This window comes from Sphingomonas sp. SP3, from assembly GCF_058514305.1.
Map to the genome: position 1 here is coordinate 914,765 of NZ_JBZSOE010000001.1, position 11,594 is coordinate 926,358.

General features: G+C 65.3%; 15 protein-coding genes and 1 tRNA gene. 3 read left to right on the plus strand and 13 right to left on the minus strand.

What is annotated here, in order from left to right; genetic code table 11:
* Window position 1: 1 nt before the first annotated feature.
* From folE to AC4K8G_RS04890, 8 genes are all read right to left on the minus strand, one after another.
* The gene (gene folE, locus AC4K8G_RS04855; protein ID WP_491733044.1) at window positions 2-628 is read right to left on the minus strand and encodes a GTP cyclohydrolase I FolE; all 627 of its coding nucleotides are present in this window, start codon (window positions 626-628) and stop codon (window positions 2-4) included.
* A complete protein-coding gene (locus AC4K8G_RS04860; protein ID WP_491733045.1) occupies window positions 625-1,944 on the minus strand; it encodes an FAD/NAD(P)-binding protein in 1,320 nt (439 codons plus the stop codon). Before AC4K8G_RS04860 ends, folE begins: the two co-directional genes overlap by 4 nt.
* Entirely contained in the window at window positions 1,934-2,212 is a 279-nt protein-coding gene (locus AC4K8G_RS04865) for a DUF6356 family protein (protein WP_491733046.1), read from the minus strand. The genes AC4K8G_RS04860 and AC4K8G_RS04865 overlap by 11 nt, the downstream gene beginning before the upstream one ends.
* A gap of 20 nt (window positions 2,213-2,232) precedes the next feature.
* Window positions 2,233-2,309, minus strand: a tRNA-Arg gene (locus AC4K8G_RS04870).
* Window positions 2,310-2,345: 36 nt separating this feature from the next.
* Window positions 2,346-2,747, minus strand: a complete 402-nt coding sequence (locus AC4K8G_RS04875) for a DUF1178 family protein (RefSeq protein ID WP_491733047.1) — start codon at window positions 2,745-2,747, stop codon at window positions 2,346-2,348.
* Window positions 2,744-3,571 (minus strand): carbon-nitrogen hydrolase family protein, encoded by an 828-nt coding sequence (locus tag AC4K8G_RS04880; RefSeq protein ID WP_491733048.1) that lies wholly within the window; start codon window positions 3,569-3,571, stop codon window positions 2,744-2,746. The genes AC4K8G_RS04875 and AC4K8G_RS04880 overlap by 4 nt, the downstream gene beginning before the upstream one ends.
* On the minus strand, window positions 3,568-3,828 hold the full coding sequence (grxC, locus tag AC4K8G_RS04885; RefSeq protein ID WP_491733049.1) for a glutaredoxin 3: 261 nt from the start codon (window positions 3,826-3,828) through the stop codon (window positions 3,568-3,570). Before grxC ends, AC4K8G_RS04880 begins: the two co-directional genes overlap by 4 nt.
* A 39-nt stretch (window positions 3,829-3,867) precedes the next feature.
* On the minus strand, window positions 3,868-4,602 hold the full coding sequence (locus AC4K8G_RS04890; RefSeq protein WP_491734412.1) for a ComF family protein: 735 nt from the start codon (window positions 4,600-4,602) through the stop codon (window positions 3,868-3,870).
* Between AC4K8G_RS04890 and AC4K8G_RS04895 the strand changes: the two genes are divergently transcribed.
* Together AC4K8G_RS04895 and AC4K8G_RS04900 are read left to right on the plus strand one after the other, a co-directional pair.
* Window positions 4,592-5,431, plus strand: coding sequence for a class I SAM-dependent methyltransferase (locus AC4K8G_RS04895; protein WP_491733050.1), 840 nt, complete (start codon window positions 4,592-4,594; stop codon window positions 5,429-5,431). The two genes, AC4K8G_RS04890 and AC4K8G_RS04895, sit on opposite strands and share 11 nt — an antisense overlap.
* Window positions 5,432-5,520: 89 nt before the next feature.
* On the plus strand, window positions 5,521-5,712 hold the full coding sequence (locus AC4K8G_RS04900) for a Flp family type IVb pilin (RefSeq protein ID WP_491733051.1): 192 nt from the start codon (window positions 5,521-5,523) through the stop codon (window positions 5,710-5,712).
* On the opposite strand, the gene AC4K8G_RS04905 is transcribed toward AC4K8G_RS04900, so the two are convergent.
* The 5 genes from AC4K8G_RS04905 to AC4K8G_RS04925 form a co-directional block, all read right to left on the minus strand.
* Complete coding sequence (locus tag AC4K8G_RS04905) at window positions 5,713-7,167, minus strand: M48 family metalloprotease (protein ID WP_491733052.1); 1,455 nt, start codon at window positions 7,165-7,167, stop codon at window positions 5,713-5,715. It abuts the gene before it with no gap.
* Window positions 7,168-7,246: 79 nt separating this feature from the next.
* Complete coding sequence (locus AC4K8G_RS04910; protein ID WP_491733053.1) at window positions 7,247-8,191, minus strand: acetyl-CoA carboxylase carboxyltransferase subunit alpha; 945 nt, start codon at window positions 8,189-8,191, stop codon at window positions 7,247-7,249.
* 35 nt (window positions 8,192-8,226) lie between these two features.
* Window positions 8,227-9,069 (minus strand): tyrosine-type recombinase/integrase, encoded by an 843-nt coding sequence (locus AC4K8G_RS04915; RefSeq protein ID WP_491734413.1) that lies wholly within the window; start codon window positions 9,067-9,069, stop codon window positions 8,227-8,229.
* A gap of 38 nt (window positions 9,070-9,107) precedes the next feature.
* Window positions 9,108-10,880, minus strand: a complete 1,773-nt coding sequence (locus AC4K8G_RS04920; protein ID WP_491733054.1) for a hypothetical protein — start codon at window positions 10,878-10,880, stop codon at window positions 9,108-9,110.
* Window positions 10,870-11,001 carry a hypothetical protein gene (locus AC4K8G_RS04925; RefSeq protein ID WP_491733055.1) on the minus strand — a complete coding sequence of 44 codons (132 nt, stop codon included), beginning with the start codon at window positions 10,999-11,001 and terminating at the stop codon, window positions 10,870-10,872. The genes AC4K8G_RS04920 and AC4K8G_RS04925 overlap by 11 nt, the downstream gene beginning before the upstream one ends.
* A 46-nt stretch (window positions 11,002-11,047) precedes the next feature.
* Between AC4K8G_RS04925 and AC4K8G_RS04930 the strand changes: the two genes are divergently transcribed.
* Entirely contained in the window at window positions 11,048-11,593 is a 546-nt protein-coding gene (locus AC4K8G_RS04930; RefSeq protein WP_491733056.1) for a shikimate kinase, read from the plus strand.
* Window position 11,594 lies beyond the last annotated feature (1 nt).

Consider the following 11,594-nt stretch of genomic DNA (forward strand, 5'->3'; position numbering starts at 1 on the left):
GCTAGTAGCCCATCAGGGCCAGCACTTCGCGGCGGCTGCGCTCATCTTCACGGAACGTGCCCATCATCCGGCTGGTGGTCATCATCACGCCCGGCGTGCCCACGCCGCGCGCGGTCATGCAGGCATGGCTCGCCTCGATCACCACGGCGACGCCCTTCGGTTGGAGATGCTCCCAGATCGCGTCCGCGACCTGTGCAGTCAGGCGCTCCTGCACCTGCAGGCGTCGCGCGAAGCCGTGGAGCACACGGGCGAGCTTGCTGATCCCGACCACGCGGTTGCTCGGCAAATAAGCGATCGCTGCCTTGCCGATGATCGGCGCCATGTGGTGCTCGCAATGCGACTGGAACGGTATGTCCTTGAGCAGCACGATCTCGTCATAGCCGCCAACCTCCTCGAAGGTGCGGCTAAGGTGGTGGGAGGGGTCTTCCTCATAGCCCCGCGCATATTCCTTCCACGCGCGCGCGACGCGGCGCGGGGTGTCGAGCAGTCCTTCGCGCGCCGGGTCGTCCCCGGCCCAGCGGATGAGCGTGCGGATGGCCTCGCTCACGTCCGCCGGAATTTCGCAGTCAGGCGCGGACTCGACGAGGTCGCCGTCCTCAGGTTCGCCATGCTCGAATGGAGGGCTCATCGGCCAAGCTCCTGCTCTATGTCGTCCGCCACGGCCGCCGCTTGCTCCCGAATGTCGGGGACCGCAATGATCTCCCAATAGCGGCCCTTGGTCAGCGGCCCCAACGCCCAGGCGCGTTCAGTGGCCCGCGAATGATCATCGACGTCCAGCCCAATCCCGAGGTGGTCGGGGCGGATCTGGCCGGAATCGAACAAGCTCCGGAGCAGGGGGTCGCGCGTGCGCGCGATCGAATGAAGCGGACCGGTGCAGTTGAAAGCGAAAGCAACCTCGGCCGTCGTCGGCTGGCTCGCGGCCCGCCGGCGATAACTCACTTCCAGCGCATCACCAGTGTCGTGCGCGGAGATGATCCGCCCGGCGACGATCTCCAGCCGCCCCTCGCCGATCAGTTGCGCGAGCATCCGCCCGACGTCGGGCGCGATACGGTGGCGGTGCACGTCCCACCAAGGACGCGCATGGCGCAAGAAGCGACGCTGGGTCTCGCCGTCGAGCCCCTGCCATAACGCCTGCGTGTGGGGTCGCAGGCTGTCGATCGCGGCGCGCCAGCCCACCTCGCCGCTGCGCCTGCGTAGCCAGCGCCACTGGCCGAGCAAGTCGCCTTCCGGCAACGCCTCACGCTCAATCGGCGCAGGGTCGAAATCGGCGTGGCTGCGCGGGATCAGGCCGCGCCGCGAAAGCGCGATGATCTTGCCGCGATGACCCGCGGCCTCAAGCGAGAGGACGAGATCGACCATTGTCAGGCCCGTACCGACGAGCAGGGCCGTTCCCCCGCTTTCAACCAATTCGCTTACGGCCGCGCGCGCATCCGCGCCCCAGGGATTGCGGATGAACCTTGTCCCGGCGCTTCCGAAGGCGCTCAGCGGTTCCGGCTCCTGGTTGCCGACCGCGAGCGCCAGCGCATCCGCTTCGACGGTCTCCCCGCTGTCGAGTTCGACCCGCCAGCCATCGCCATTGCGGCTCGCGCGAACCGCGGATTGATGAAGCAGCTCGGTTTTGCCGCTCAAGACGGCTTCATCGAGAATGTCGCCGACATATTGGCCAAACTGCCGCCGCTGGGCGAAGCCGCGCTTGTCCCCGCCCTCGTCTTCGAACCGCTTTGCGAAATGGTCGGGTTCGCCGCTCCAGGCACTCATGCCCTCGGCGCGGACATTGAGCAGATGCGCTGGCTCGCTGGTCGAGTAAGCGACCCCGCGGCCCATCCGGCCGCTACCGTCGATCAGAAGCGACGCGATGCCGCGCCGCGCGAGCTGGGCCGCAAGGATCGTCCCGGAAAAACCACCGCCGATAATCGCCACCGGCACACGCCGGTCAGATGTCATAGTCCGACCAATTCTCCGGGCTGGACGACCCCGCCCTGATCTTCTGGATGTAATGGTAGGTCTCGGTTACCCTGCGGCCCGCAGTGTCGGTGCACCATCCGGGAACCATCGCGTGCACCAGCGCGGCGAATCCGGCGCCTATGAGCTGAAAGCCGATCCTGACCGCGCCGCCCGCGTGCTTCGCCCAGCTGATGCCGAGCGAGCGCGGATGTTCGAGGAACAGGCGATCAACAACGCCGCTTTTGTTCTCAACCTGGTTCGCTGCCATGTCCTCGCTCTCAATCTCGTTGGCGACCCCGACAGGATTCGAACCTGTGGCCCTCAGATTAGGAATCTGATGCTCTATCCTGCTGAGCTACGGGGTCGGCCGCGCCTACGAATAGGGGCTGCGAGCCAAGCGATCAATTGACCTGGCTGGGCGGAACGACCGGAAGCGGCAGCGAGGCGACTGGAATCCCGTCCTCAACCAGGCTCTTAGCCTGCTCCAGTGTCGCATTGCCGTGGACCTGCTCAGAAGGGACGTCGCCACTGTGCATTGCCCGCGCGGTATCGGTGAACTCGTCGCCAACCCATCGCGAGTCCTTGAGCATCTCCGCCTGCACCGCCGCCAACCGGGCGACCGGGTTTGTCGATCCCTTCGCGGGGAGATGCGGCGCCATCGGCGCCTTGGCCACGTTCGTCGAGCGGCAATAGGGGCATTCGACCAGCTGCTGCTCGCGCTGCGCCTCATAGTCCGAGCCCGACCTGAACCAAGCTTCGAACCTCTCGCCGTCATCGGCGCATTGAAGGTCGAAAACGATCAATTCGTCACCGCTTCGGGGATCGGCCGCCGGTGACTGAGCGCGGGGATGCGCGAACGCACCTCGGAAATCCGCGCAAGATCGACGTCGGCGAAACCAACGCCACCCTGCTCGCCCATGTCGAGCAGCAGCTCGCCCCACGGGTCGATGACCAGCGAATGGCCGAAGGTCTGGCGGCCGTCTTCGTGGCGGCCGACCTGCGCCGCCGCGACGACGAATAGCCCCGCCTCGATCGCGCGCGCGCGCAACAGCACGTGCCAATGCGCCTTGCCGGTCGGCACGGTGAACGCCGCCGGGACCGAGATCAGGTCCGCGTCCGCCTCGGCCAATCGCGCGAACAGCCCGGGAAAGCGGAGGTCGTAGCAAATGGTGAGCCCGATTTTCCCCACCGGTGTTCCGTTGACCAGGACAACGCCCTTCCCGGGCGCGTAAGTGTTGGATTCGCGCCAGCTCTCGCCGGTCGGGAGGTCGACGTCGAACAGATGGATCTTGTCGTATCGGGCGCGGATCCTGCCTTCACGGTCGATGACGAAGCCGCGATTGGCGACCTTGTCGTCCTCAGTTAGGATCGCGAGCGAGCCCAAGTGAAGCCAGATGCTGTGCTCACGCGCAGCATCGCGGCACGCCGCCAGGACCAGGTCTTCGTCTTCGCTGCGCAGATTCTTGCGCGCGCGTTGCTGGTCGCGGTCGAGCAGACCGGACATTTCCGGCGTGAACAGGATTTCCGCTCCCCCCAAAGCAGCCTCACGAATTGCTTGTGTTAGCGACCGTGCGTTCTCTTCGGGATCGATGCCGGCAGTCGACTGAAAAAGAGCGATCCGAGTCATGACTTGCTGATCAGTTCGTCGAGCTTTCCGGCCCGTTCAAGCGCGAACAGGTCATCGCAACCGCCCACGTGATGGTCCTTGATGAAGATCTGCGGGACCGTGGTGCGGCCATTGGCGCGTTCGATCATCAGCTGCTTGGCTTCTCCCCCGAAATCGACCGCGACCTCGTGATAATCGAGTCCCTTGCTGGCCAGCAGCTCCTTGGCGCGCCAGCAATAAGGGCAGAAGGTCTTGGTATAGATTTCAACGACCGGCACCCAAGCACTCCTTTCCCACCGACAATTTAGGCACAATCCTCAACGCATCAATTGGGAAGGTTTCACCACGCGTGCCCAACTGATCAGCTCGATTCTGGCTGCGCCCGCCCGTTTGAGAGCGCGCGCGCAAGCCTCCGCGGTGCTTCCGGTGGTGAGCACATCGTCGATCAGAATGACGTGCCGGCCCTCCACCGATTGAGCATCCGGCACTCGGAATGCGCCTGCGACTGTCTTGCGGCGCTGGGCCGCACTCATGCCCTTGAGCGGCGCTGTCCGCTTGGTCCGGCGGATCAGGAACGGGTCACTCGACAGGCTGAGGCGGCGCGCCATCTCGCGCGCGACCAGTGCCGACTGGTTGAAGCCGCGCTGCCACAGCCGGAAGCGATGGAGCGGAACGGGAACGAGGATGGGCTGGCCAGAGGCCTCAACCAAGGGCGCCATGTAGCGCGCCATGGTCCGCGCGATCGCAACCTTGCGCCCATATTTCAGCCGGATGGCGAGGCCCCGCGAAAGGTCGTCATAAGCGACCGCGGCGCGCGTGCGAGCGATCGGGGGCGGCTGCGCCAGGCAAGCACCACAAGTCGTTATTTCGGTCGACTGAAGCGGAATTCCGCACGTCGAGCAGCCGGAATCGCCGAGGAAGTCGATCTGCTTCCAGCAATCGGGGCAGAAGCTGTGGACCTCTCCGACGATCGTTCCACATCCGGCGCAGCGCGGCGGAAGCGCGAAATCGAGGGCCCAATGCGCGGCCGTGCGCAACGCCGTGACCAGCATGGCCACCTTGTCGCTTGGCGACGACCATCGCACAAGCATCTCGATGTCTTCCCAAGCGCGGCCCGACCTGTTCGACATGAGCCTGAGAGCAATGCGACGCGACCGGGCCGGGAGGCGCGGCGCTGAGTTGTTCCTGCTCGGGCGCGCATTCGAGGACTGTCTGGAACGCATCGCGCTTATCGAACGGCGGTTCGAGCGCGCCTTGTTGCTAGGCTGCCCCGATCCGTCGTGGCCTGATCGCGTGCCGGCGACGCACGTCGATGTCGTGGATCCCGGACCTCAATTTGCCGCCAGCGCCGGCGGCACCACCATCATTGAAGATGCTTGGGCGCCCGACGCGACGGCCTACGACCTTATCCTTGCGGTCGGGACCCTCGATACGGTCAATAACCTACCACTCGCGCTTCGCATCCTCCGCGCCGCGACACGCCCGGATGGGCTCCTGATCGGCGCGATGTCAGGCGGCGATACGCTTCCCCAGCTCCGGGCGGCAATGCGCGCGGCAGATGGGGTCATAGGTGCAGCCGCCCCACACGTTCACCCCCGAATTGAACCGTCCATGGTGGCGCCGTTGCTCGATAACGCCGGTTTCGCGAAGGCCGTGATCGACGTTGACCGAGTGCAGGTTTCCTATCCCAACCTGGGCTCGCTGGTTGCGGACCTCAGAGCGATGGGGGCCACGAATATTCTCGCCGAGCGTGCGCGCCATGCCGTCGGCAAATCAGCGCGCGCCGCGGCCGATCAAGCATTTATTACCGCCGGTAACGGCGATCGGACCGTGGAAACCTTTGAAATCATTCATTTCGCTGCGTGGGCGTCGGCGGAATAATGCGCTTCCGTTAACTGTAACCGCGGTAACAGTTGTTAACCCCATAACGGATAAACCGGGCACGTGGACGTGGACCAGAGGAGGGTGGCGTGATCGCTATCCGCAAGACCTTGCGCATGCTCGGCGCCGACCAGCGTGGAGCTACCGCTATTGAATACGGGCTAATTGCTTCGCTCATCATCGTTGCGATGTTGGGCGGCCTTTCCATGCTTGGCGGAAGCGCCAGCGGGATGTGGGGCAAGCTTCAGGCAACTGTCGAGTGCGGCTGCGTGGTCCCCTGATCAGGCGCGTCGCGTCCCCAGCACGACCAATTTGACCTTCTGCCCGGGGGTCAGCGCGCTATTGGCTGAAAGGCCATTGAGCGACAGGAACCGGTCCAGCTTGAAATCTCGATAGGCCATCCGGGCAGCCAGCGACTGAACTGTGTCGCCCGGCCCAACGGTCACGACGTGGATGACTCGCGGACGAATTGCGGACGCCTGTTCGGCGCTGATCCGGCGCAGTGAGTTCACCATCGGAGCGAAAGGCCCGACCCCCGATCCGCCAGGCGTGAGCATGACGAAATGATAGATGCGGGTGGCGTCCCACTGATAGGCGACGACGCTCGCATCGACCGTGCCCGACCTTGTGTTGACGCGCGCGGTTGTCACAGCTGCGGGCATGCCATTGATGCTGATGCGCTGAGGCTGCGGCACGGGGAACTGGGTTTGTCCGCGGGTGAGCTCCTGGTAGACGCGCAGGATATATTGGTCGAGCGAGCCATTGAACTGGCCGCCGCCGAACTGGGCCTTGCCGGCCGAGCCTGAGATCGTGACTGCGGTGGCGCCATTGGACATGAGGTAGCCCTGCGGCACAGTGAACTGGATGCGCAGGTCGGGGTGGGTAAAGGTCGCGCCCTCGATCACGCCTTGCGCGGGATCGTCGTCAACGAACATTCCTTCGAGCTCACCCAGGAACAGGTTGCGATTGCGCACGCCGGTACCGAGACGGCCCGTCGCCCGCGCCTCTTGCATAGCGCGCTGGAGGCGATTCTGAATGTACGGGTGCGTGCTCGCCCATTCCGGCGTCTGCCGGTTGGTGCGCCCTTCGACGCGCGCCTGGAGCGCCGTATTGCGGCCGAGTGCAGCGAGGATGCCCGAAGCTCCTGCCGGGTCGTAGCCCGCCGAGATCATGTAGCGCATGCCGAGCGTGTCGGCCTGATACTCCTGCTCGCGCGAGAAGCTGAGCGTATCCAGCTTGGCCCGGTTCTGGAGCATGTTGCTCATGACTCCGGGGCCCAGGATCGCGCCGACGATCTGGCCGAACACGCCGAGCGGACTGCGGCGCGCATAGGCCTCCCGAGCATGAGCGTGATTCGCCGCGATGTGGCCGACTTCGTGGCCAAGCGCGAAGGCAAGCTCCGACTCGTCGTCCATCAGGCTCATCAACTGGCGGGTGACGTAAACGTAGCCGCCGGGGACCGAGAAAGCATTCTCGACCGCAGAATTGAGGGTCGTGAAGTGAAGCGCCTGACCGGGCTGGGCGATGCCCGAATAAGCGCCGACGCGCCGTCCAATCGATTCGACATATTGTGCGCGCGGGCCGGTTTCCGCGCCGCCCAGCTCCTGGACGACCGCCGCATGCTCGCGCTGGGCATCGGTCACATCCTGCGGATTGAGATAGCGGAGCCGCTGCTGGGCCGCGACCGGAGTCATCGCGATCGCCGCCGTGGCGAGCAAGAGCATGGACCTACGCATCAACACCTCTTCCGTTCGTTCGCCTAATTAAGCGGCGTGAATTTGAACGGAAAATGACTGGTGGCGGTTCCTGCCTTGGTCAGCCGATGGCGAGGAACTTGGCCCGACGTTGCTCGCGAAGCTTGTTGGGGCTGAGCTTTCCGAAGCCGTCCAGCTCCTCAATGATCGCGCCCTTGAGCGCGCCGATCGCCGCTTCGGGGTCACGGTGCGCACCACCCACCGGCTCGGTAACGATCCGATCGACAACGCCAAGCGCCTGAAGGTCCGCCGCGGTGATCTTCATCGCCTCGGCTGCCTCGGCAGCCTTGTCCGCCGTGCGCCACAGAATCGAGGCGCAGCCTTCCGGCGAAATGACCGAATAGACCGCATGTTCGAACATCAGCACCCGGTTGGCGGACGCAATCGCGACCGCGCCGCCCGATCCGCCCTCGCCTACGATAACCGCAACGATCGGGACCTTGAGATTGAGGCATTCCTCGGTGGACCTGGCGATGGCTTCAGCCTGCCCACGTTCCTCGGCCTGCACGCCCGGGAAAGCGCCCGGCGTGTCGACCAGGGTTACGACAGGGATACCGAACCGGTCGGCCAGCTGCATCAGGCGAATGGCTTTGCGATAGCCCTCGGGCTTGGCCATGCCGAAATTATGCTTGAGGCGGCTGGCGGTGTCGTCGCCCTTCTCGTGCCCGATCAGCATGACCCGCCTACCGTCGATCCGGCCGAAACCACCGATGATGGCGGGGTCGTCGGCGAATGCCCGATCTCCGGCCAGCGGTACGAAGTCGTCCGCGATGCCACCAAGGTAATCCTTGAAATGCGGCCGGTCGGGATGCCGGGCGACCTGCGCCTTCTGCCACGGCGTCAGCTTCGAATAAGTGTCCTTGAGCAACTTGGACGACTTGGCCTCGAGACGCGCGAGCTCGGCCTCGATATCGATATCGTCGGAACTGTTCGCGGTTTCCTTGAGCTCGGCCACTCGAGTCTCAAGCTCGGCGATCGGCTTTTCAAAGTCGAGGTACGTCAACATCTGGCGGCGGCGGGTAAGGCGCGGTCGCTACCGCGTCAACGATCCCGGGTCGCCAGCGGATGGCGAGCATTGACCAATTCGACGAGCCGGGCGCTGTCGACATGGGTGTAAATCTGCGTCGTCGCGATGTCGGCATGACCGAGAAGCGACTGGAGCACGCGAAGGTCTGCACCCCCCGACAGCAGATGTGTGGCGAAGGCATGGCGGAGGACATGCGGACTGACCCGCTCGGGCGCGATCCCGCCGTCCGCGGCCATTGTCCGTACGATCTGGAACAGCCGGACGCGGCTCAAATGCTTTTTTCCGCTCGGGAACAGCCAAAGGGAATCGCTCGGGACATGCTCGATCCAGGCGCGAACCGCCGCGTCGGCACGGGTCGAAATTGGCACGAGCCTTTCCTTGTCGCCCTTCCCTCGGACCATGACGAATGGCTGCCCCGCGCGGATCGCGCCGCGCGGCAGGCTGACCAGCTCACTCGCCCTTAGCCCCGACCCGTAAAGCAATTCGAGCAGCGCAAGGTTGCGCACGGCGGCTGCTTCGTCGCTCGAGGCCCTATCCTCGGCAGCCTCGAACATCCGCTGAATGTCGGTCTCGTCGAGGATTCGCGGCAGGGGACGCTCGAACCTCGGACGCGGTAGCGCCGCCGACGGATCATCATTTCGCAAGCCATCGTCCACCAGGAAGCCGAAGAACCGCCGCAACGCCGCCGATCGCCGCGCGACCGTTGACGGCGCGAGACTCGCCCAGTCCGTCCCGAGCCGCGCCAGATCGTCCGCCGAGGCGCTACCCAACGGCCCCACGCTCTCGGACGCCCGCTCAAGGTCGTTGCGATAGGCGGCTAGCGTGTGTTTCGACGCCCCTGCCTCGGCCGCCAGCATGTCGAGGAAGCGGTCGACCAGGGCTTGGTCGTCCGGACTCACGTGCGTGACAGGGCTTCCGCGGCGATCATCCGGGCGGAGAAGTCCTGCCCGGTCCGCTTCAGGCCGGAGATCGCATGGTACATGTGCGCAGAGGGTAGCTGATCAAACGTCGCCGTCTGGAAGCCCGTCCCGGTCAGCAGGAGCACGGTTGCCGCCTGCCCGCGCCCTGCCGCGCTGTCGATCATCTTGGTCCAACTCGTGATGCGTCCAAGCCCCAGCCCGTAGCGGCGGTTGATCGAGTTCGCTGCGTCAGTGCTGATCCTGCCGAGCCCGGCCAGGCCCGCCACCAGCAGCGCGCTCCGCATCTTGTCCTTGCTCTGGTCGCGCCGGATGAATGCCTGGATCCGGCCTGCCGAGACATCGACATTGCCCGGAGTCGCCAGCGCCAGCATCGCCCAGCAGCGGTCGGCGGGCTCGTCGTCCATTCGCGCGCAGGCGCGTTCCCATCGCGCCGCTGCCCGGTCGTATCCCGCCGCCAGCATCGCCGAGATGAGGTCGGGCGCATCCTTCTGGAGGTCCGCGTTGGGCTCGATCAGCGTTGCCGCGCGTGCGACTGCTGCCCGCGCCGCTTCCTTCCGATAGCCATCCTTGCCGGTCGCGAGCAGCTTGCGGATCGCGTCCAGCCGCGCGTCCTGGTCCTTCGCGACGAACGCCTGGCGCAGCTGCCACGCGTCAGTTGAAGGGAGGTCGCCCGGGTCGGTGGAGTCGTAGATCGACGAATAGAGGTCGACCATCGTCTGAGAGGAAAAGACGCCGAGGCCGAGCGCAACGAAGGCAGAATCGAGTCTTTGCTGCGCGGTGAGCAACGGCGCCCGCGCCTGGAATGCCCGCAACTGCGGCGACGCGGCTTTCATCAACCGGTCAGGCGGGACCATACCGGTCGCCGTAGCCAGCCCGAACCGCCACGAAGTCAGATTGTCGACCGGATCCCATTCGATCGTCGCGGCCTGGCCGGTATCCGCTCCTGCGCCGACGACTTTCTGCGCCAGCGCAAGATCGATCCCGCCGATGCGGCCAAAGCGCCGTGCATCGTCAATCTGGGACGATGCCGACTCAGGCTCTCCGGCGAGCGAGGAGCACATTGCCTGGACGAGCGCGCGCACGCGGCCGTCATATTTCCGGATGCCGTCCTGGATCGGACACAAAGCAGGCGGGTCGGCGCTGGCAAGCGCGCTCTGCACCGCGACCTGCGTCATCTTGGGCGTGAAGCGGTCGGTGTCGACGCCGGCGACCAGCATTCGCGCGGCATCGGCCTCACCCATTCGCAGCAGCAACCAAGCGCGCTCGGCGACCCAATCCACCGGATTGACGCCGCTCGGCGCATGATCCTTCGCAAGCAATGCGTCGCGTAAAGCGATATGCGCCCAGCGCGAGGCGAGCGGCGTGTCCATGCGCCGCATGAGTGTCGACAGAAACGCGCCATTGGCGTTGCCCCAAGGCGCACTGCCGAGACCCTCGCGGGCCGGATCGAGCACGCCGACCGTCCACGGGTCGCGGCGCGCCCAGCCCGGATATTCGATGGCTGGCGCAGGCTGGACCGGCATCAAATTGGCCTGATTGACGACCTCGATAGCGCTCTCGTCCCCGCCTCCGGACGACGGAGCAGGCTGGACTGCGGCGGGCGACTGCGCGCCGATGCCGCCGCCTGGATATTGGTTGGCAGGCGGCGTCGCAGGCTGCGGTTGAGGTTGTGCGGCCTGCTGGGCAAGCGCCGGCAGGGCGATCGCCGCTGCCGCCGCCGATGCGATCAGCCAGGGCTTAATGCGCATTACCCTGCGCGACGCTGGTTTCGATGGTTCGGGTCGGCTGCTCCTTGGCCAGGGTCGACAGGAAGAAGAGCGCCCCGACAAGGAGGACCAGCACGATCACGAGAACGACGATTTTTGGCATGGGAGGCGCTTTTGCCGAGACGGAAAGCCGCTGTATAGCCCTTGTTGTGATTGAATGGGGCAAGCACCTCGACCGGCCGATCGTGCTGGTCGGATTGATGGGCGTCGGCAAGTCCACGGTTGGGCGCCGCCTGGCCAAACGCCTTGGCTTGCCCTTCGTCGATAGCGATTCCGAAATCGAGGAAGCGGTCGGCTTGCCCTGGGGCGAGTTGTTCGAACGCTATGGCGAGGAAGATTATCGCGATGGCGAGCGACGGCTCGTCGCGCGACTCATCGACGGTCAGGTGCGAGTGATCGCCACGGGTGGCGGGGTGTTCGTCGACCCGCGCACGCGGACGCTCCTAAAGGAGCAAGCGATCACCGTCTGGCTTGACGCCCCGGTCGACGTCCTCGCTGAGCGTACCGCCCGGCGCGACACGCGCCCCCTCCTCAAGAACGGCGATCCAAAGGCGACCCTCGAGAAGCTCGCGAAGCTCGAACGGGACGCGTATGCCGAAGCGCATATCCACGTGAAGAGCGGAGTGGGCGGGCATGATGGCGTCGTCAGCGCAATCTTGCGCGGCCTCGAAAACCACGTGTCACCGCCGCAATAGC

What these genes read in the sequence shown, in the direction of transcription:
- folE (WP_491733044.1), bottom strand. Translation starts at nt 628, where the DNA reads ATGAGCCCTCCATTCGAGCATGGCGAACCTGAGGACGGCGACCTCGTC.
- AC4K8G_RS04925 (WP_491733055.1), bottom strand. Translation starts at nt 11,001, where the DNA reads ATGCCAAAAATCGTCGTTCTCGTGATCGTGCTGGTCCTCCTTGTCGGG.
- AC4K8G_RS04905 (WP_491733052.1), bottom strand. Translation starts at nt 7,167, where the DNA reads ATGCGTAGGTCCATGCTCTTGCTCGCCACGGCGGCGATCGCGATGACT.
- AC4K8G_RS04865 (WP_491733046.1), bottom strand. Translation starts at nt 2,212, where the DNA reads ATGGCAGCGAACCAGGTTGAGAACAAAAGCGGCGTTGTTGATCGCCTG.
- AC4K8G_RS04910 (WP_491733053.1), bottom strand. Translation starts at nt 8,191, where the DNA reads ATGTTGACGTACCTCGACTTTGAAAAGCCGATCGCCGAGCTTGAGACT.
- AC4K8G_RS04920 (WP_491733054.1), bottom strand. Translation starts at nt 10,880, where the DNA reads ATGCGCATTAAGCCCTGGCTGATCGCATCGGCGGCGGCAGCGGCGATC.
- AC4K8G_RS04860 (WP_491733045.1), bottom strand. Translation starts at nt 1,944, where the DNA reads ATGACATCTGACCGGCGTGTGCCGGTGGCGATTATCGGCGGTGGTTTT.
- AC4K8G_RS04915 (WP_491734413.1), bottom strand. Translation starts at nt 9,069, where the DNA reads ATGCTGGCGGCCGAGGCAGGGGCGTCGAAACACACGCTAGCCGCCTAT.
- AC4K8G_RS04880 (WP_491733048.1), bottom strand. Translation starts at nt 3,571, where the DNA reads ATGACTCGGATCGCTCTTTTTCAGTCGACTGCCGGCATCGATCCCGAA.
- AC4K8G_RS04890 (WP_491734412.1), bottom strand. Translation starts at nt 4,602, where the DNA reads ATGCTGGTCACGGCGTTGCGCACGGCCGCGCATTGGGCCCTCGATTTC.